This is a genomic window from Bacillus sp. FAU18, assembly GCF_056033885.1.
This window is the reverse complement of record NZ_JBVYHZ010000004.1, coordinates 872,176-890,278: the sequence shown is the minus strand read 5'-3', so window position 1 is coordinate 890,278 and position 18,103 is coordinate 872,176. Positions and strand designations below refer to the sequence as shown.

General features: G+C 45.5%; 16 protein-coding genes. 10 read left to right on the top strand and 6 right to left on the bottom strand.

Annotated elements, in window-relative coordinates; translation table 11 throughout:
- Nucleotide 1: 1 nt before the first annotated feature.
- A complete protein-coding gene (gene opuD, locus AC0OMU_RS15620; protein ID WP_015384403.1) occupies nucleotides 2-1,540 on the bottom strand; it encodes a glycine betaine transporter OpuD in 1,539 nt (512 codons plus the stop codon).
- A 188-nt stretch (nucleotides 1,541-1,728) separates the two neighbouring features.
- On the bottom strand, nucleotides 1,729-2,991 hold the full coding sequence (locus tag AC0OMU_RS15615; RefSeq protein WP_015483573.1) for a BaiN/RdsA family NAD(P)/FAD-dependent oxidoreductase: 1,263 nt from the start codon (nucleotides 2,989-2,991) through the stop codon (nucleotides 1,729-1,731).
- 202 nt (nucleotides 2,992-3,193) lie between these two features.
- On the opposite strand from AC0OMU_RS15615, the gene murJ reads away from it, so the two are divergent.
- Both murJ and AC0OMU_RS15605 read left to right on the top strand, forming a co-directional pair.
- Entirely contained in the window at nucleotides 3,194-4,828 is a 1,635-nt protein-coding gene (gene murJ / locus AC0OMU_RS15610; RefSeq protein WP_014480588.1) for a lipid II flippase MurJ, read from the top strand.
- Nucleotides 4,829-4,896: 68 nt separating this feature from the next.
- Nucleotides 4,897-5,616 carry a pseudouridine synthase gene (locus tag AC0OMU_RS15605; protein ID WP_474241286.1) on the top strand — a complete coding sequence of 240 codons (720 nt, stop codon included), beginning with the start codon at nucleotides 4,897-4,899 and terminating at the stop codon, nucleotides 5,614-5,616.
- A 121-nt stretch (nucleotides 5,617-5,737) separates the two neighbouring features.
- Here the strand turns inward: AC0OMU_RS15605 and AC0OMU_RS15600 are convergent, their stop codons facing one another.
- Nucleotides 5,738-5,959 (bottom strand): DeoR family transcriptional regulator, encoded by a 222-nt coding sequence (locus AC0OMU_RS15600; protein ID WP_003152337.1) that lies wholly within the window; start codon nucleotides 5,957-5,959, stop codon nucleotides 5,738-5,740.
- Nucleotides 5,960-6,248: 289 nt separating this feature from the next.
- Here AC0OMU_RS15600 and AC0OMU_RS15595 point away from each other — a divergent pair, with 289 nt between their 5' ends.
- Together AC0OMU_RS15595 and AC0OMU_RS15590 are read left to right on the top strand one after the other, a co-directional pair.
- Complete coding sequence (locus AC0OMU_RS15595) at nucleotides 6,249-6,959, top strand: ABC transporter ATP-binding protein (RefSeq protein ID WP_015714539.1); 711 nt, start codon at nucleotides 6,249-6,251, stop codon at nucleotides 6,957-6,959.
- On the top strand, nucleotides 6,956-8,113 hold the full coding sequence (locus AC0OMU_RS15590) for an ABC transporter permease (protein WP_474241285.1): 1,158 nt from the start codon (nucleotides 6,956-6,958) through the stop codon (nucleotides 8,111-8,113). The genes AC0OMU_RS15595 and AC0OMU_RS15590 overlap by 4 nt, the downstream gene beginning before the upstream one ends.
- 38 nt (nucleotides 8,114-8,151) lie before the next feature.
- On the opposite strand, the gene pbuO is transcribed toward AC0OMU_RS15590, so the two are convergent.
- On the bottom strand, nucleotides 8,152-9,450 hold the full coding sequence (gene pbuO, locus AC0OMU_RS15585; RefSeq protein WP_474241284.1) for a hypoxanthine/guanine permease PbuO: 1,299 nt from the start codon (nucleotides 9,448-9,450) through the stop codon (nucleotides 8,152-8,154).
- Nucleotides 9,451-9,546: 96 nt separating this feature from the next.
- Here pbuO and pepV point away from each other — a divergent pair, with 96 nt between their 5' ends.
- A complete protein-coding gene (pepV, locus tag AC0OMU_RS15580; protein WP_181220044.1) occupies nucleotides 9,547-10,938 on the top strand; it encodes a dipeptidase PepV in 1,392 nt (463 codons plus the stop codon).
- 33 nt (nucleotides 10,939-10,971) lie between these two features.
- On the opposite strand, the gene cysK is transcribed toward pepV, so the two are convergent.
- Nucleotides 10,972-11,907 carry a cysteine synthase A gene (gene cysK / locus AC0OMU_RS15575; RefSeq protein WP_003229237.1) on the bottom strand — a complete coding sequence of 312 codons (936 nt, stop codon included), beginning with the start codon at nucleotides 11,905-11,907 and terminating at the stop codon, nucleotides 10,972-10,974.
- Between the two features lie 148 nt (nucleotides 11,908-12,055).
- On the opposite strand from cysK, the gene thpR reads away from it, so the two are divergent.
- The 5 genes from thpR to AC0OMU_RS15550 all read left to right on the top strand — a co-directional run bounded on the left by thpR (nucleotide 12,056) and on the right by AC0OMU_RS15550 (nucleotide 17,684).
- Nucleotides 12,056-12,607 carry an RNA 2',3'-cyclic phosphodiesterase gene (thpR, locus tag AC0OMU_RS15570; RefSeq protein WP_063335785.1) on the top strand — a complete coding sequence of 184 codons (552 nt, stop codon included), beginning with the start codon at nucleotides 12,056-12,058 and terminating at the stop codon, nucleotides 12,605-12,607.
- A 25-nt stretch (nucleotides 12,608-12,632) separates the two neighbouring features.
- The gene (locus AC0OMU_RS15565) at nucleotides 12,633-13,547 is read left to right on the top strand and encodes a hypothetical protein (RefSeq protein ID WP_015384395.1); all 915 of its coding nucleotides are present in this window, start codon (nucleotides 12,633-12,635) and stop codon (nucleotides 13,545-13,547) included.
- Nucleotides 13,548-13,595: 48 nt separating this feature from the next.
- Nucleotides 13,596-14,525 (top strand): diacylglycerol kinase family lipid kinase, encoded by a 930-nt coding sequence (locus AC0OMU_RS15560; protein ID WP_003229243.1) that lies wholly within the window; start codon nucleotides 13,596-13,598, stop codon nucleotides 14,523-14,525.
- Nucleotides 14,526-14,550: 25 nt separating this feature from the next.
- Nucleotides 14,551-16,707 (top strand): type I pullulanase, encoded by a 2,157-nt coding sequence (gene pulA, locus AC0OMU_RS15555; protein WP_474241283.1) that lies wholly within the window; start codon nucleotides 14,551-14,553, stop codon nucleotides 16,705-16,707.
- A 179-nt stretch (nucleotides 16,708-16,886) separates the two neighbouring features.
- The gene (locus tag AC0OMU_RS15550; RefSeq protein WP_009967993.1) at nucleotides 16,887-17,684 is read left to right on the top strand and encodes a phosphotransferase family protein; all 798 of its coding nucleotides are present in this window, start codon (nucleotides 16,887-16,889) and stop codon (nucleotides 17,682-17,684) included.
- On the opposite strand, the gene AC0OMU_RS15545 is transcribed toward AC0OMU_RS15550, so the two are convergent.
- A complete protein-coding gene (locus AC0OMU_RS15545; RefSeq protein WP_003237926.1) occupies nucleotides 17,685-17,963 on the bottom strand; it encodes a YtzH-like family protein in 279 nt (92 codons plus the stop codon).
- Between the last annotated feature and the right edge of the window lie 140 nt (nucleotides 17,964-18,103).

The following is an 18,103-nucleotide window of genomic DNA, read 5'->3' as shown; positions in this document are numbered from 1 at the left end:
GTTAATATGCTTTTTTCACTCTTGGACTTCTCGGTTTATCGAGTTTCTCCGCTTTTTTGATCTCTCTTCTTTCTTTTGAGAGCGATTGATAGAGAGAGGCAATCATCAGCAGGATAACGATAGAAAACGGCAGCGCTGCCAGAATCGCTGTGTTCTGCAAAGCGGCAAGCCCTCCGGAATATAGGAGCACAGCCGCCATGGCGGACTGAATGATACCCCAGCTGAGTTTCACAGAATTCGCCGGATTTAAAGAACCGTACGACGTCTGCATGCCCAGCACGAATGTAGCTGAATCTGCAGACGTGATAAAGAATACTGCGATCAGAATCAATGCAAGGATCGATGTTACCATTGTCAGCGGATAGTGATCAAGTGTTCCGAACAGCATCGTTTCAGTGGACAGCTTGGCTACATTGAACGTGCCTTTTTGCTGGAGATCCATGGCTGATACGCCGAAAATGGAGAACCATAGAAATGTCAAAATACAAGGTGTCACCAAGACACCGATTAAAAATTCGCGGATCGTCCGGCCTCTGGATACACGGGCGATGAAAATGCCGACAAATGGAGACCAGGAAATCCACCATGCCCAATAGAAAATCGTCCAGCTGTTAATCCATTCGCGTTTTTCAGGATCGTTCGGTGTCAGTCTGAAGCTCATTTGAACGATATTTTGAATGTATTGTCCGATAGAGTCTGTAAATGAGTTCATGATCAGCACTGTAGGCCCGACAACGAGCATAAACAACATTAACAATCCGGCCAATACCATGTTTGTGTTGCTTAAATACTTAATTCCTTTTCCGAGTCCGCTCCACGCAGAAAGTAAAAAGAGCACTGTCACAATAATGATTAAAACCAATTGGACGATAAACGCATTCGGAATGCCGAACAGGTAATTCAAACCGCCGTTAATTTGGGTTGCACCAAGACCAAGACTTGTTGACACCCCGACAACAGTGGCGAAAACTGCAATACAGTCAATGGCCTTTCCGATCGGTCCGTTTACTTTATCCCCGAGAATCGGTGACAGTGTGCTGCTGATTAACCCGGGCGCGCCTTTGCGGAATTGGAAATAGGCAATGCATAATGCCACAATGGCATAAATGGCCCAAGCGTGCAAACCCCAGTGGAAAAACGTATAGCGGAGTGCATCTCTGAAGGCTTGGGGGGTTTCTGTTTCACCTGATGGAGAGCTAATTGCGTAATGGCTGATCGGTTCAGCCGCACCGTAGAATACTAAGCCGATTCCCATGCCTGCGCTGAACAGCATGGCAAACCATGATAGTAACCCGAATTCCGGTTTTTCATCAGGCTTTCCGAGTTTGATTTTTCCGATCGGGCTGAAAATCAAAAAGAGACAAAACCCGACAAACAAAGAGACAACTAAAAGATAATACCAACCAAATGAATCGGTAATAAATGCTTGTGCCGATTGAGACACATTTTGCAGGCTGTCAGGAGAAATAACACCCCATAATACAGCTGCAGCTGTGATTGCAATCACAATCCAAAATACACTAGATATATGTTTCAACATTTCTCACCCTCTAATTTTTTGTGTACGCCTATATCTTGCTCGCAGGCTTAGTATGGTCGTACGATGGCAGCTCATTCCTCTCTTAAAATTACCCCGCAATCAGGTGAAACAAAACAAGTCTCACCCTAACATGAATGCGGGGAATGTTCAAATGTGAGTTTGGCGGCAAGAGATTTAAAGAGTAATGATTAAGAACGGGCGTATTGCCCGGCATTTAGCCCTGCAAGCCTGCCTGTGACAAGGGCGGAGGTAATATTGTATCCGCCTGTGTAGCCGTGGATATCCAGAATTTCACCGCAAAAATAAAGCCCCTCCATTTTTTTAGAAGCCATCTTTTTCGGGTCAATTTCTTTTACAGATACCCCGCCTCCCGTGACAAATGCCTTATCAAGCGACAGTGTGCCATTTGCGAGGACAGTAAACTGCTTGCAGTCCCTTACAAATTGTCTGAAAGGATCCTTCGGCAGCTCAGAAAACGATACGTTCGGAGAGATGCCGTTTTTTTCGAGCAGGAATAGGAGATAGCGCTCCTGCATCCAAGGCTTCAGCACGTTTTTAATGGTTTTTTTCGGTGCTTCCTTCAGTTCTTTATACATCTTTTGGAAAAGCGTTTCTTCATTGATATCCGGATACAAGTCGATCCTGATCGGCACTTGAGGCTGTTTTTTCAGCTCTTTTACGACAAATTGGCTGCATCTGAGAATGGCAGGTCCTGAGAGGCCGAAATGGGTAAACAGCATGTCCATTTTATGTGTGATAATCGGTTTGCCTTTTTTATTTAACACACTGACGGCTACATCTCTTAGTGATAAGCCCTGAAGTGTTTTTTGCTTAATGAACGGTTCGGCAGAAGTGACGGGAACCTCTGTCGGAAACAGCTCTGTTATGGTATGGCCCGCGGCTTCAGCCCATTCATAGCCGTCTCCCGTGCTTCCGGTATGAGGCACGCTTTTACCGCCTACAGCGATAATGACTGCCTGGCTATGGATCATTTCGCCATTATTCGTCACAATCCCTGCTGCCTGTCCATCTTCATATAAAACAGATTTAATTTTCTCGTTCGTTCTGATTGTTACGCGGAGCTGCTTCAGCCTGTTTAACAGCGCGTCAACGACACTTTGGGCTTTGTCGGTAACAGGAAACATCCGGCCGTGATCCTCTTCCTTCAATTGAATGCCGAGGTTTTCAAAAAACTTGATAATGTCTTCATTATTAAATTCAGAAAACGCGCTGTATAAAAAACGCCCGTTGCCGGGGATGTGCTTGATAATTTCTTCCACAGGAAGGCGGTTCGTCACATTACAGCGGCCGCCCCCGGAAATCGCGAGTTTCCGTCCTAATTTATTTCCTTTATCTATCAGCAACACGCCAGCGCCCTGTTCTCCTGCTGCAATCGCAGCCATCAAGCCTGAAGGGCCTCCGCCGATTACGATTACGTCATATTGTTTCATCTTTATCATCAACTTTCTTTTCATTTCGTGTGTGGACACCCCGTCCGCAGTACTATTATAGCGAAAGAAAGCCGCTCCTTAAACGTCTTTTGCCGCGGACATGAATGTTCACAGGATTGCTTTTGTATTTATTACCGTCTAAATGCCCAGTTGTGGTAAAATAGAAAAGTTGAATCTTCGTAGAAAATGGTGATGAAGAAACATGTCAAGCAAACTGTTAAGAGGCACGTTTGTATTAACGCTCGGTACATATATATCGCGGATTCTGGGGATGGTCTATTTAATTCCCTTCAGCATTATGGTCGGGGCGACAGGCGGTGCATTATTTCAATACGGATACAACCAATACACTTTATTTTTGAATATTGCTACGATGGGCTTTCCGGCCGCTGTTTCTAAATTTGTTTCCAAATATAATTCAAAAGGGGATTATGAGACAAGCAGGAAAATGCTCAAGGCGGGCATGTCGGTTATGCTCGTCACAGGAATGATAGCCTTTTTCATTCTGTATCTATCGGCTCCGATGTTTGCGGAAATATCGCTGGGAGGCAAGGATAATAACGGCCTGACAATTGATCATGTCGTTTATGTCATCCGCATGGTCAGCTTAGCGCTTTTGGTCGTACCGATTATGAGCCTTGTCCGCGGATTCTTTCAAGGGCACCAAATGATGGGTCCGACAGCTGTTTCCCAAGTCGTTGAACAGATTGTCCGCATCATCTTTCTATTGAGTGCGACATTCTTGATTTTGAAGGTTTTCAACGGCGGCCTTGTCATCGCTGTGGGCTATGCAACCTTCGCAGCGCTGATCGGTGCCTTCGGAGGGCTGGTCGTGCTTTATATTTATTGGAACAAACGGAAGGGCAGCCTGCTGGCGATGATGCCGAATACGGGTCCGACAGCAAACCTAAGCTACAAGAAAATGTTTTTCGAGCTGTTCAGCTATGCTGCTCCGTACGTTTTTGTCGGACTAGCCATCCCTTTGTATAACTATATTGATACAAATACGTTTAACAAAGCGATGATTGAAGCCGGTCATCAAGCCATCAGCCAGGACATGCTTGCGATTCTAACCCTGTATGTTCAGAAGCTCGTGATGATCCCGGTTTCCCTAGCAACTGCTTTCGGACTGACATTAATTCCAACGATTACTGAATCGTTTACAAGCGGAAACTATAAGCTATTAAATCAGCAGATTAATCAAACGATGCAGACGATCCTGTTTTTAATTATTCCGGCTGTTGTCGGGATCTCTCTATTGTCAGGACCGACGTATACGTTCTTTTACGGGTCAGAGAGCCTTCACCCTGAACTGGGGGCAAACATTTTGCTATGGTATTCGCCAGTCGCAATTCTGTTCTCTTTGTTTACAGTCAACGCAGCCATTTTGCAGGGCATCAATAAGCAAAAATTTGCGGTTGTCAGCCTTGTGATTGGCGTCGTGATCAAGCTTGTGCTGAATGTTCCGCTGATCAAGCTGATGCAGGCTGACGGAGCGATTTTAGCGACGGCGCTTGGATATATCGCTTCCCTTTTATATGGGTTTATCATGATTAAGCGCCATGCAGGCTATTCGTATAAGATACTAGTTAAACGAACTGTTTTGATGCTGGTCTTATCAGCCATTATGGGTATTGCCGTGAAAATCGTGCAGTGGGTATTAGGCTTCTTTATTTCCTATCAGGATGGCCAGCTGCAAGCTGCGATTGTTGTGGTGATCGCGGCCGCTGTTGGCGGAGCTGTCTACCTGTATTGCGGCTACCGATTAGGATTTTTGCAGAAAATTTTAGGCCGCCGTTTGCCAGGTTTCTTAAGGAAAGGCAGACATGCAGGCTGATGAACTAGATATGATGAAACTGAGGGCTCGCATGCTGCGGGCTTTCTTTTATAAAGGAGAGATTGGGAATGAGACTTGATAAGCTGCTTGCCAACAGCGGGTATGGTTCGAGAAAAGAAGTCAAAGCCGTTGTGAAGGCTGGAGCCGTGATGATCGACGGCAAACCTGCCAAAGATGTAAAGGCGCACGTTGATCCTGATACGCAGGAGGTGACCGTATACGGGGAACCGGTTGATTATCGAGAGTTCATTTATCTTATGATGAATAAACCGCAGGGTGTGCTGTCGGCGACTGAGGACAGCCGGCAGCAAACAGTGGTCGATCTGCTGACGCCGGAGGAGATGAGATTTGAGCCATTTCCAGCCGGCAGGCTTGATAAAGATACAGAGGGCTTTTTGCTGCTCACAAATGACGGGCAGCTCGCACATCGGCTCCTTTCTCCTAAAAAGCATGTTCCAAAAACGTATGAAGTCCATTTAAAATCACAGATTTCTCGGGAAGACATCTCCGATTTGGAAACGGGTGTCTACATAGAGGGCGGCTATAAAACAAAGCCGGCGAAAGCGGAAATTAAAACAAACGACAGTGGCAATACCGTGATATACCTGACAATAACAGAAGGAAAATATCATCAGGTCAAGCAAATGGCAAAGGCTGTCGGCAATGAAGTGATTTATCTGAAGCGGCTTTCGATGGGACGCGTTTCCCTAGATCCCGCTCTGGAACCCGGAGAATACCGTGAGCTGACAGAGGAAGAGCTTCATTTGCTCAATGAGCCGCAAGCATGACAAAAACCCCGCATACCGAATGCGGGGTTTTATTTATAAGCACACAAAAACAAGGCTCAGTAGTTTCTTCGCCCTGTTATCTATCGGGCCGCTCTCAGGCGGCCCTATGTAATTTTTCAATTTATGAGGTAATCTTTACTTTCTTTCTCGTTGTCTCCCACTTGCCACGGCTTGGACTATGAACAAGATCATTATATGCCAACACATTTAAGTCTCTTTGAATCGTTCTAGGTGTAATGCCGAATTCGTCAACCAGTTCCTGTGTTGTCACAAGACCTTTTTCTTGGATAAACATGTAAACTGATTTGATTCGAGTTAGCATACGGTTTGTTGAAGGTTTCAAAAAACCACTCCCTATCATAAGATCGGATGGACTTGACTAACCACAACTCACGACTATCAACTGCGTACGAAATAGCAACAAAGGCAGACATCTGTAATTGTTATAATAATTCGCCCTCATTATACACGATATTGCAGTGATGAATCTAGGGATAACTCCTATTAATTTTTTCCAATTCGCGTTGGGCAGCCATCCTTGTTGGATTACTATGTATTTCGGCTCAATATTATTATGGTTAAAGAAACTTTTTTTATTCTGTTTCGTAGTAAATTTTGGAGGTGGGTGAGTTTTGACAAATTTGCTTGAAGCTTCAATAGAACAGGCCGGGTATACAAGCCGAAAAAAAGTGCTCACCGATGTTTTTTTGGAAGTCAGAAAAGGGGAACTAGTTGGACTGATCGGAGCTAACGGCGCCGGAAAAAGCACCGCAATCAAGGCGATACTCGGCCTTTCAGAAGATTTTAAAGGGCATATTGCCTGGAACGACTGTTCATTTGCATATATTCCGGAGCATCCGTCCTTCTACGAAGAACTGACGCTGTGGGAGCATTTGGATCTGATCAGCACACTCCACGGCATCGAAGAGAGGGAATTTGCGCATCGGGCCCAAAGCCTGCTGCAGACGTTTTCGCTTGATCATGTCAAACATGAGCTGCCTGTCACCTTTTCGAAGGGCATGCAGCAAAAACTAATGCTTATCCAGGCCTTTCTCTCTAAGCCGGATATGTATGTGATTGATGAACCGTTTATCGGCCTTGATCCGATATCGACGAAACGCTTTGTGGACATGCTTAAGGCTGAAAAAGAACGTGGAGCCGGAATTCTTATGTGCACGCATGTACTCGATACCGCGGAAAAAATCTGTGACCGGTTTTATATGATTGAGAAAGGTTCATTATTTCTCCAAGGCACGTTAAAAGATATTCAGGACAAGACCGGATTAGAGGGGCAGTCATTGCTTGACTGTTTTTATAAGGCAGTTCAAGGTGATCGGCCATGAACGGGCGTACGCTCTTTTTTCAAAGGCTGTTTGACTATTACAAGTATCAGTTTAAAGTGTTGCATGCGGTCATTGACTGGACAGTCGCTCTCTATATCGTTTTGCCGGCGATTGCTTTTGTCATCTATCAGTATATTGATTTGATGAATGGAAGAGGCCTTCTTTATGAGTGGTCTGAAGTGGCGGAGTGGAGATGGCTGTACGCTGTGTGTGGGCTGATCATGTTTACAGGATCGATTCGTACATTTTTAATGGAAGCGGACAAAGTGTTTTTGCTGCAAAAGAAAGAAATCATCTATCAGCTCAAACGGTACGCGCTTTTGTATTCTTTTCTGGTCACGATGGCTAAATGGCTGCTTCTCTTTTTTATTGTCCTTCCCCTTATCAGTCATTTTGTTCACATCACATTCGCAGAAAGCGCTGCTCTATTGTGTTATTTGTTTGGCCTTCATATAGTCTTTTTATCCTTAAAGCAAGACAGGATCAGAAAGCCGCGCTCTATTTCGAGATGGATTGGCGATATCCTTGTCAGAGCTATTCTTTTTGCTGGTTCTGCGATCCTGATTGTTTTTACTGAGCGGCACTTGCTTGCGCTTTTTGGCATTTTATTTTTGCTTTTCTCAGTTATCCGCAGTTTGAAAAAGACAGCTTCGTTCACGGCTTTTGAAGCTGAGGTGACTGAAGAGAAAAAAAGCAGGCTTGCCCTTGCAGGACTTGTGATGATGATGAGTCAGGAGGCAGAAATGCCAAAAGTAAAAGACAGGATGAGAAGAAAACCGTTATTATACCGTAATTCAAAAAGGATATTTAAAAGACGAACGATCTGCACAGGCTATAAGGAATTGTTTTTTAAAGTCATGCTGAGGAATGGCGAGTATGCGAGGCAGATGTACATGCTATTGTCAGCTTTCACCGTTCTCATATTTGTTTCCCCAATTTGGCTGAAGGTGATTGCGCTGCTGGTATATACAGGGGTTTGCCGTTATATCCTGACGCTTATTTTTGACAAGGTCATGGATGCCCCTTTTTTAATTGGCACCGATAAGGAAAGTGATGATTATTATCGGGCCAGAAAAAGCTGTATCAACATCCTGCACTATGCGTTTGCCGCCTGTTGTTTTTTAGCGGCCGCTGTCTCTTTATTGTTTACATAAAAAACCCAAACGGCGACGTTTGGGTTTTTCTGTATGCATTATAAAATAAACAGCTGGATGAAAAACAGAATGGCGAAAACGATGACGAGCGGATGAATCTCTCTCCATTTTCCCCGCGCCGCTTTTACTATTGGGTACGAAATAAAGCCAAGCGCAATTCCTGTAGAAATGCTGGATGTCAAAGGCATGGCTAGAATGACGAGAAACGCAGGAAATGCCTCGTCCATCTCTTTCCAGTTCATATTGGAAACTGAGCCCATCATCAGGCTGCCGACGATAATCAAAGCAGGCGAGGTGATGGCGGCTATACCTGACAAGGCGCTGACAAGCGGACTGAAAAACATAGAAGCCGCAAACATCACCGCGACAGTCAAAGCTGTAAGCCCCGTTCTTCCCCCGGCTGCGACACCGGCCGAAGATTCGATAAATGCAGTCGTCGGACTTGTGCCGAAAACAGCTCCTACTGTCGTCGCGGTTGAATCAGCAAGCAGCGCTTTTCGCACGTTTGGCAGCTTGTTGTTCTTCATCAGCCCGGCTTGCTCGGCAACTCCGATCATCGTGCCTGTCGTATCAAAAATTGTGACTAATAGAAAAGAAAAGACGACAGCGTACAGGCCGTGATGAATGACATCGCCAAAAGCGGTAAATGGATTTGAGATCATCAATCCTTCCGGCAAATGAGGAAGCGACATAAATCCATTTGAAAAATGGAGCTGACCGGTGAAAAAGGCGATCAAAGCGGTAGCTGCCATTCCGATAAATAAAGCGCCGCTTACATTCAGCACCATCAGGACCACGCTGATCAAAAGGCCAACCAGCGTTAAGATAACACCAGGTGAATGCAGATTGCCGAGAGTGACCAGGTTTGACTCATCAGCTGCCACAATGCCCGCTTGACGCAAACCGATAAAAGCAATAAACAGCCCGATCCCTGTTGTGATCCCGTATTTTAAATTGTTTGGAATCGCTTCTATAAGTTGTTTTCTTAAAGGCGTTAACGATAGAATAATGAAGAGAACCCCTGCTGTAAATACTGCGCTGAAAGCTGTTGCGTACGTGATGCCGCCATCGCTTGCGCTTACGACATGAAAGGCTAAATAAGCGTTCAAGCCCATGCCGGGCGCAATAGCAATCGGATAATTTGCTGCCAGGGCCATCCACAGCGTTCCGACAATGGAGGCAATAATCGTTGCGGTGAACACCTGGTCGAAAGGAACCCCGGCGTTAGCCAGAATGACCGGATTGACCACGACGATATAGACCATTGTGAAAAAGGTCGTCAGCCCTGCTATGATTTCTTGCTTTATGGATGTTTGCTGCTCTTTTAGATGAAACATAGTATCCTCCAATTACGAACGTTTTAACAAAACACCATTAATATTATTCGTTTTATTTGGTTTTTGCAAGTCATTTCTTGCGGAAAGGGGATCATTATGAACTGGGAAGTTGAAGTGATCAGAAAAAAAGAGGATTTAATTCGTGATACGCAGGAATTTTTGAGAATCAACAGTGTCATGGACGAAACAACCGCCGGACCCGGTAAACCGTTTGGAGAAGGGGTAAATGCCAGCCTGACTTCATTGCTGGAGCTTGGAGAAAAAGAAGGCTTTACAACAAAAAATCTTGACGGCTTCGCAGGTCATATTGAATGGGGGGAGGGCGATGACATTATCGGCGTACTTTGCCATGTTGACGTCGTGCCGCCGGGAGATGGGTGGACGAGTGATCCATTTTCAGCTGAAATCCGCAACGGACGGATTTATGCAAGGGGCGCCATTGATGACAAAGGCCCGACAATGGCGGCATTCTACGCGCTGAAAATCGTGAAAGACATGAATTTGCCCCTGTCCAAGCGAGTCAGAATGATTATCGGAACAGATGAAGAAAGTGATTGGAGATGCGTAGAGCATTATTTCAAGCATGAAGAAATGCCAACAATGGGCTTTGCGCCTGACGCCGATTTTCCGATCATTAATGCGGAAAAAGGTATCATCGATGCTTCTTTACTTATTCCGCACCGCCCATATCAAGCAGAACCAAAGGCAGTGCTTGTCTCGTTTCAATCAGGCCTTCGTTTAAACATGGTGCCTGACGCTGCGGAAGCTGTCATTGAAGGGCCGAAAAAAGAAGAGATTCTGTCTTCATTTAAAGACATGCTCCGCACGACGGACCAAAAAGGGGAAGCTGCAATAGAGAACGGACAGCTCATTTTGCGTATGTACGGTCTTTCCTGCCATGCGATGGAACCGAACAATGGGATCAATGCCGGCATTTTATTGTGCGAATTTCTCCAGCAGACTGAGCTTGACGATGCAGGAAAGCGGTTTGTGCAAGTTGTGACAGATAAGTTCTCAGGTGATACAAGAGGAAAAAAACTGGACATCGACTGTGAGGATGAAATCAGCGGTGAGCTGACATTAAATGTCGGAACACTGCGCTATAAAGAAGGGCAAGGAGGCGAGCTCGGGATCAATATCCGCTATCCTGTGACAGCGGAAAGCAAAGCGATCCGCGATGCATTCGAAAGCGCATCTGAATTTGAGCTGGGAGAATTCAAAGACAGCAAGCCGCATCACGTGTCCGCAGATCATCCGTTAGTCAAAACCCTGCAAAAGGTTTATGAAGGCCAGCTGGGTAAAAAAGCTGACTTAATCTCAATCGGCGGGGGGACATATGCGAGGTCCTTAAAAGCCGGTGTCGCGTTCGGCCCGCTGTTCCCCGGACGCCCTGACAGCGCACACCAAAAGGATGAATATATCGAAATTGATGACCTGCTGAGATCGACAGCGTTATATGCTCAGGCAATTTACGAGCTTGCAAAATAAAAGGACCGGCTTCTGCTGAAGCCAGTCCTTTTTTTAAATAAATGACCATAAATCAGTTGATAAGTACCGTTCTCCTGTATCAGCTGTCATGCAGACCACAACTTTGTCAGGAGAGAGGCGTTTCGCTGTTTCGATTGCCGCGAAGCAGGCAGCGCCTGATGAAGGACCGACAAGAATTCCTTCTTCAGCAGCAAGCCGTCTTGTCGTCGTATACGCGTCTTCATCAGAGATTTTGATAATTTCATCATAAACGTCTTCATTTAAAATCGGCGGTATAAAGCCTGGGCTCGTTCCTACAAGTTTATGCGCGCCAGGTTTTCCGCCGGATAATACAGGCGAACCCGCTGGCTCAACAACATGAACCGTGATATCCGGAAAAAGCTCTTTGAGCGCCTCACCTGTTCCGGTAATGGTTCCGCCCGTTCCAGAGGAGGCGACAAAAGCGCCGAGCGGTTTTCCGATTTCCTCTATTGCCCGGGCGATTTCAGGCGCTGTTGTTTTCCGGTGCGCATCAGGATTGGCAGTGTTATCGAACTGCATTGGAATATAGCTGTTCGGAATTTGTTCGGCAAGCTCCTTCGCTTTTTTGATGCTGCCCGGCATTCTTTCCTCTCCGGGAGTTAATACAACCTCTGCACCGTAAGCTTTAAGTAGGTTGATCCGTTCCTTCGTCATCGTATCAGGCATAACTAAGATTGCTTTATATCCGCGTGCTGCCGCATTCATGGCGAGCCCGATTCCGGTATTTCCGCTTGTCGGCTCTATAATAACTGATCCCGGCTTGAGTAAACCGTTTTGTTCAGCTTCTATGATCATTTGATAAGCGGCTCTGTCTTTCACACTGCCGCTCGGATTGAAAAATTCAAGCTTTAAATAGACTTGTGCCGCATTTTCCGGCTGAAGCCGATTCAATCTCACTAGCGGTGTATCTCCTATCAGATCAGCTGTGTTTGCAACGATTTTCAACATTGTCATTCCTTTCTGAATAAAACAAGTGTCATATAATATCCTAACATAATAAACGTTTGTGCGAGAGTGTTTTCATACACTGTTCCTCTATCCGCACAGCCTCTTTATTGATAAAATAATAGCTGTCAAAGAAGGGAGTGTCAGACGGATGCCAGATATACGGCCTCATTATTTCATCGGCGTTCCCATACCTGAGGGAATTGCAAATCCGATCTACCAGGCTGCGAAAAACGAACCGATATTGACGTTTCAAAAATGGGTGCACCCGCTTGACTATCATATCACGTTAATTTTTCTCGGAGCGGCGGATGAGACTCAAATAAAGAAGCTAGAAGGTTCGCTAACAGAGATTGCTTCAGAAATTGACCCATTTTCAATTGAGTTTGGCAAGATAGATGTATTTGGCGACCGCAGAAGGCCGCGCGTTTTACATCTGGAGCCAAAGAAAAACAAAACGCTTGATAGACTGCGGGAACATACGAAGCAGGCTGTACTTCAGGCCGGCTTTCAAGTGGAAAAAAGACCGTATCATCCTCATATGACGCTGGCAAGAAAATGGACAGGCGAAGATGGATTTCCAGCTCATGTTCCGTTTGAAAGCGGCGAGGTTTCGATGGTGGCTGAACGATTTTCGCTCTTTCAAATACACTTGAACCAATCACCAAAATACGAGGAAATATTCAAATTTCAATTATCTTAATTCATTGCGGAGTGGAGAAACAAACATGGCACAAATCATCAAAATTCATGATTATATATCGAGATATGAGCTTGATCCGTACCATTATATCAACCAGTTTGTACGTCTGAAAAAAGAGCGCTGGCTTTCACTAGTAGAAGCAGCGGAGCGCCAGCATGAAGAAAGGCAAGCCAGTGCTGAAGAACCGGAACCGGTGCAGAAACGAAAAAAATTTTCATTGAAAAGAAGAAAAGAAGAGATAAAAGCCGATATACAAGAAGAGAGACACCAATGGTTTGAGGACGAAGAAGATATTCATGTAAGGCTCCCGAAGAGCAGGGTGGCGCTTGCTTCTTTTTATAAAAGACATTTATATGATTTTCAGCTCAAATGGGCCAGCTCTACTCTTTCAGAAATATCTCAACTCTCAAACCAGGTGAAGCAGGACCGCATTTTGCGTTATCTGACCCAGCAGCTGCCTGATTCTTATTTTATTATGTATAAGCCTGTGCTGAAAATTCAGCAGGCGGCGGTTGAATTAAGCATTGTGATTATTTCTCCTCTGGAAATTTATTGCGTTTCTTTTTTAGAGGCTGAGGAAGACAGTGTCTACATAGGGTCTAAAAATCGTTTTTGGGACAAGAAAACAGCCTCTCAGACTGCATCAGTGTTAAATCCAGGGCTTAGCCTGTTTCGTACGGACTCGGTTGTGTCAAAGATCGTAAAGGAAAAACAGGCTGAGATTCCAGTTCGAAAATTGCTTCTGAGCAGAACATCGTACATCGATTACCCGGAGCCGCCATACGGCTTAGAAATAGCGGATAAGCGGAGCGCGGAAGAATGGATTGAACGGCAGAAGAAAAACACTGCGCCGATCAAACATCATCAGTTAAAGGCTGCAAAGGCTCTATTGTCTTACTGCATGTCTGACTCCTATCGCAGACAGGAGTGGCTGGAGTAAAAGAGAACGATTTGAGCGGTTTTCTCATAACATAAGCAGGTGAGAAAGATGAGCCATTGGTTTTTTATTATTAATCCGACAGCAGGACATCGAAACGGCCTGCGTGTTTGGAAGTCCATTCAAAAAGAATTGATCAAACGAAAGGTTGAGCACCGTTCATTTTTAACTGAACATCCGGGACACGCCGAGGTGCTCGCCAGACAGATTTCAACGATACAAGAATATAAGCTGAAGCGCCTGATCGTCATTGGCGGAGACGGAACCATGCATGAAGTTGTCAACGGGCTGAAAGATGTTGACGATATTGAGCTGAGCTTTGTGCCGGCGGGCGCGTATAATGATTTTTCGCGAGGATTCTCTATTAAAAAAATCGATCTGATTCAGGAAATCAAGAAGGTAAAGCGCCCGTTAACAAGAACCTTTCATTTAGGAAGCGTCAATTTCCTTCAGGATAAATCACAGATTCTTTATTTTATGAATCATATCGGGATCGGGTTTGACGCATATGTCAATAAAAAGGCGATGGAATTTCCGTTGAGACGGGTTTTTCTTTTTCTCCGCCTTCGATTTCTTGTGTATCCGCTTTCTCATTTGCACGCTTCGGCAACCTTTAAGCCGTTTACGTTAGCTTGTACGACGGAAGACGAGACGCGCGAATTTCATGATGTCTGGTTTGCCGTTGTATCCAACCATCCGTTTTACGGGGGAGGCATGAAGGCGGCGCCCCTAGCAAATCCGCGCGAGAAGACATTTGATATCGTAATCGTTGAAAACCAGCCGTTTTTGAAAAAATATTGGCTTTTATGTCTCATGGCATTTGGAAAACATACAAAGATGGATGGCGTTACGATGTTTAAAGCGAAGGACATTACATTTTACACGAAGGACAAAATCCCGTTCCATGCTGACGGAGAAATCATGGGCACTACCCCGTTTCGTCTGGCATCTAGTCCTTCACCCCTAAGGATCAAAACATAAACGTGTTTGAAGGAGAGAGCTTCCGATGGTCAGCATCCGCCGCAGCTTCGAAGCGTATGTCGATGACATGAATATCATTACTGTTCTGATTCCTGCTGAACAAAAGGAAATCATGACACCGCCGTTTCGGCTTGAGACAGAAACAACAGTTTTTCCTCTGACTGTCAGGGAGGAATACTCCCTTGAAGCAAAATACAAGTACATCTGCGTATCCGACCATCCTGTGACATTTGGAAAAATCCATTGCGTCAGAGCATCCAGCGGCCACAAAACGGATCTCCAAATTGGCGCGGTCATCCGGACGGCTGCGTTTGATGACGAATTTTATTATGACGGAGAGCTGGGCGCCGTTTATACCGCGGATCATACCTTATTTAAAGTATGGGCGCCTGCTGCAACCTCAGCTGCTGTCAAGCTTTCACACCCCAATAAAAGCGGGCGCACATTCCAAATGACTCGGTTGGAAAAAGGCGTCTATGCCGTTACGGTCACAGGTGACCTTCACGGATATGAGTATTTGTTTTCCATCTGCAACAATTCAGAATGGATGGAAACCGTTGACCCGTATGCAAAGGCTGTGACAGTAAATGGAGAGAAGGGCGTCGTCTTGCGCCAGGATCAAATGAAATGGACTGCTCCGCTTAAACCATTCTCACACCCTGTGGATGCCGTCATCTATGAGACGCATCTTCGCGACTTCTCCATCCATGAAAACAGCGGCATGATAAACAAGGGAAAATATTTAGCGCTGACGGAAACTGAAACACAAACCGCAAATGGCAGTTCTTCGGGACTGGCATATGTAAAAGAGCTTGGTGTTACACATGTGGAGCTTCTGCCGGTGAATGATTTTGCCGGAGTTGATGAAGAGAAGCCGCTTGATGCATACAATTGGGGATATAACCCGCTTCATTTCTTTGCCCCGGAGGGAAGCTATGCCTCAAACCCTCATGATCCTCAAACGAGAAAAACAGAGCTGAAACACATGATCAATACCCTGCATCAGCACGGTCTGCGAGTCATTCTGGATGTTGTTTTTAACCATGTGTATAATCGCGAGAATTCACCCTTTGAAAAGACAGTGCCCGGTTACTTTTTCCGGCACGACGAATGTGGGATGCCGTCAAACGGCACCGGCGTTGGCAATGATATTGCATCAGAAAGAAGGATGGCGAGAAAGTTTATTGCAGATTGCGTGGTCTATTGGCTTGAAGAATACAATGTCGACGGCTTCCGATTTGATCTCCTCGGCATTTTAGATATTGACACCGTGCTTTATATGAAAGAGAAAGCAACTAAGGCAAAGCCCGGAATCCTGCTTTTTGGAGAAGGGTGGGATCTGGCTACACCGCTGCCGCATGAACAGAAAGCTGCTTTGGCGAACGCGCCAAGAATGCCGGGCATCGGTTTTTTTAATGATATGTTTCGTGACGCTGTAAAAGGGAACACCTTTCACCTTATGGCAGCAGGGTTTGCGCTCGGCAGCGGTGAATCAGCACAAGCTGTGATGCATGGAATTGCCGGGTCTTCCGGATGGAAGGCATTAGCACCGATTGTTCCGGAACCAAGCCAGTCCATCAATTATATCGAATCACACGACAATCACACCTTTTGGGATAAAATGAGCTTCGCGCTTCCTCAAGAAAATGACAGCCGAAAGCGAAGCAGGCAAAGGCTTGCAGCCGCGATTATTTTGCTTGCCCAAGGGGTGCCGTTTATTCACAGCGGCCAGGAATTTTTCCGGACGAAGCAGGGAGTGGAAAACAGCTATCAATCCAGTGACAGCATCAACCAGCTCGACTGGGATCGCCGTGAAACGTTCAAAGAAGATGTTCACTATATCCGCAGGCTGATCACGCTGAGAAAAGCGCATCCTGCATTCCGTCTTAGGTCCGCTGCAGACATCCGGCGCCATCTTGAATGCTTGACGCTAAAAGAACACCTTATCGCATACAGGCTTTATGATCTTGACGAGGTTGACGAATGGAAAGATATCATTGTTATCCATCACGCGAGTCCAGCCTCCGTCGAGTGGAGGCTGCCAAACGACATACCTTATCGGCTTTTATGTGATCCATCAGGATTTCAGGAAGACCCGGCAGAAATCAAGAAAACGGTTGCAGTAAACGGCATCGGAACGGTTATCTTATATTTAGCATCAGATCTTAAGAGTTTTGCTTGACGAAGTTTGTGCTATAGCGCTAAAATTTAAAGGACGGCTATTGATTAGCATATGAGACTCTCAATAGCTGTCTTTTTTATTTTTATACGATTCGTACGAAAAAGGCATTCGCTGGATAGACTAGAAACGATTAGCCTTAATTCTAAAATATTTTAAGAAATGATGGGTTGAACATTGATATGAACTGGTTGGGACAATTACTAGGTAGCGATTGGGAGATCTTCCCCGCCGGAGGAGCTACAGGAGATGCATATTATGCGAAACATAACGGGCAGCAGCTTTTTTTAAAACGTAATAGCTCACCTTTTTTAGCTGTTTTATCCGCCGAAGGCATTGTTCCGAAGCTGGTTTGGACAAAACGGATGGAAAATGGGGACGTCATTACGGCCCAGCACTGGATGACCGGCAGAGAGCTGAAGCCTAAAGACATGAGCGGACGGCCCGTTGCTGAATTGCTTCGTAAAATACACACATCAAAAGCCTTGCTGGACATGCTGAAGAGACTTGGAAAAGAACCGCTGAACCCGGGGGCTCTTTTGTCTCAGCTGAAGCAGGCTGTATTTGCTGTGCAGCAATCTTCGCCGCTGATTCAAGAAGGGATCAAGTATTTGGAAGAACACCTGCATGAAGTGCATTTCGGTGAGAAAGTCGTTTGCCATTGTGATGTCAATCATAATAACTGGCTATTGTCTGAAGACAACCAGCTGTATTTAATTGACTGGGACGGCGCCATGATCGCTGATCCGGCGATGGACCTCGGGCCTTTGCTGTACCACTACGTCGAAAAGCCAGCTTGGGAGAGCTGGCTGAGCATGTACGGCATAGAGCTGACAGAAAGCCTTCGGTTGCGAATGGCTTGGTATGTGTTATCTGAAACAATTACTTTCATTGCCTGGCATAAAGCAAAAGGAAATGATAAGGAATTTCATGATGCAATGGAAGAGCTGCATATCCTCATGAAACGAATTGTTGATTAATCAGGAATACGAATCCATTTGCTCTACCCATTGAGACAGGCTGTTCTGATGCTCTTGTATGTGTGAGTCGATGGATTTGGACGATATTCCTGATTGGCTGTAGCGGTAAACATCTTCAAGCACGTTTTTGAAATTTGAATCAAGCTCGGTGTTTGCCATCAGTGATTTAATCACACGCTCAAGCTGCTCGTACTCTGCGACTGTTCCGCAGCAGTCCAATTGATGGTCAGTCAATATATCCTTCAATAAATGAACTTGATGCTCATAATGTAAACCCATAACGGTACACTTCCCTTCAGTATCATACGGGTTAAATTGTTCAAAACAGAGCGTTTTTATACATGTGAAAGGAGTGTTCCAGCAGACGGGACCCTCTTTTTTTATGCGCTCGGCCTTAAGAGAGATACACTGGAAAAACG

What these genes read in the sequence shown, in the direction of transcription:
- opuD (WP_015384403.1), bottom strand. Translation starts at nt 1,540, where the DNA reads ATGTTGAAACATATATCTAGTGTATTTTGGATTGTGATTGCAATCACA.
- AC0OMU_RS15615 (WP_015483573.1), bottom strand. Translation starts at nt 2,991, where the DNA reads ATGAAACAATATGACGTAATCGTAATCGGCGGAGGCCCTTCAGGCTTG.
- murJ (WP_014480588.1), top strand. Translation starts at nt 3,194, where the DNA reads ATGTCAAGCAAACTGTTAAGAGGCACGTTTGTATTAACGCTCGGTACA.
- AC0OMU_RS15605 (WP_474241286.1), top strand. Translation starts at nt 4,897, where the DNA reads ATGAGACTTGATAAGCTGCTTGCCAACAGCGGGTATGGTTCGAGAAAA.
- AC0OMU_RS15590 (WP_474241285.1), top strand. Translation starts at nt 6,956, where the DNA reads ATGAACGGGCGTACGCTCTTTTTTCAAAGGCTGTTTGACTATTACAAG.
- pbuO (WP_474241284.1), bottom strand. Translation starts at nt 9,450, where the DNA reads ATGTTTCATCTAAAAGAGCAGCAAACATCCATAAAGCAAGAAATCATA.
- pepV (WP_181220044.1), top strand. Translation starts at nt 9,547, where the DNA reads ATGAACTGGGAAGTTGAAGTGATCAGAAAAAAAGAGGATTTAATTCGT.
- cysK (WP_003229237.1), bottom strand. Translation starts at nt 11,907, where the DNA reads ATGTTGAAAATCGTTGCAAACACAGCTGATCTGATAGGAGATACACCG.
- thpR (WP_063335785.1), top strand. Translation starts at nt 12,056, where the DNA reads ATGCCAGATATACGGCCTCATTATTTCATCGGCGTTCCCATACCTGAG.
- AC0OMU_RS15565 (WP_015384395.1), top strand. Translation starts at nt 12,633, where the DNA reads ATGGCACAAATCATCAAAATTCATGATTATATATCGAGATATGAGCTT.
- AC0OMU_RS15560 (WP_003229243.1), top strand. Translation starts at nt 13,596, where the DNA reads ATGAGCCATTGGTTTTTTATTATTAATCCGACAGCAGGACATCGAAAC.
- pulA (WP_474241283.1), top strand. Translation starts at nt 14,551, where the DNA reads ATGGTCAGCATCCGCCGCAGCTTCGAAGCGTATGTCGATGACATGAAT.
- AC0OMU_RS15550 (WP_009967993.1), top strand. Translation starts at nt 16,887, where the DNA reads ATGAACTGGTTGGGACAATTACTAGGTAGCGATTGGGAGATCTTCCCC.
- AC0OMU_RS15545 (WP_003237926.1), bottom strand. Translation starts at nt 17,963, where the DNA reads ATGGGTTTACATTATGAGCATCAAGTTCATTTATTGAAGGATATATTG.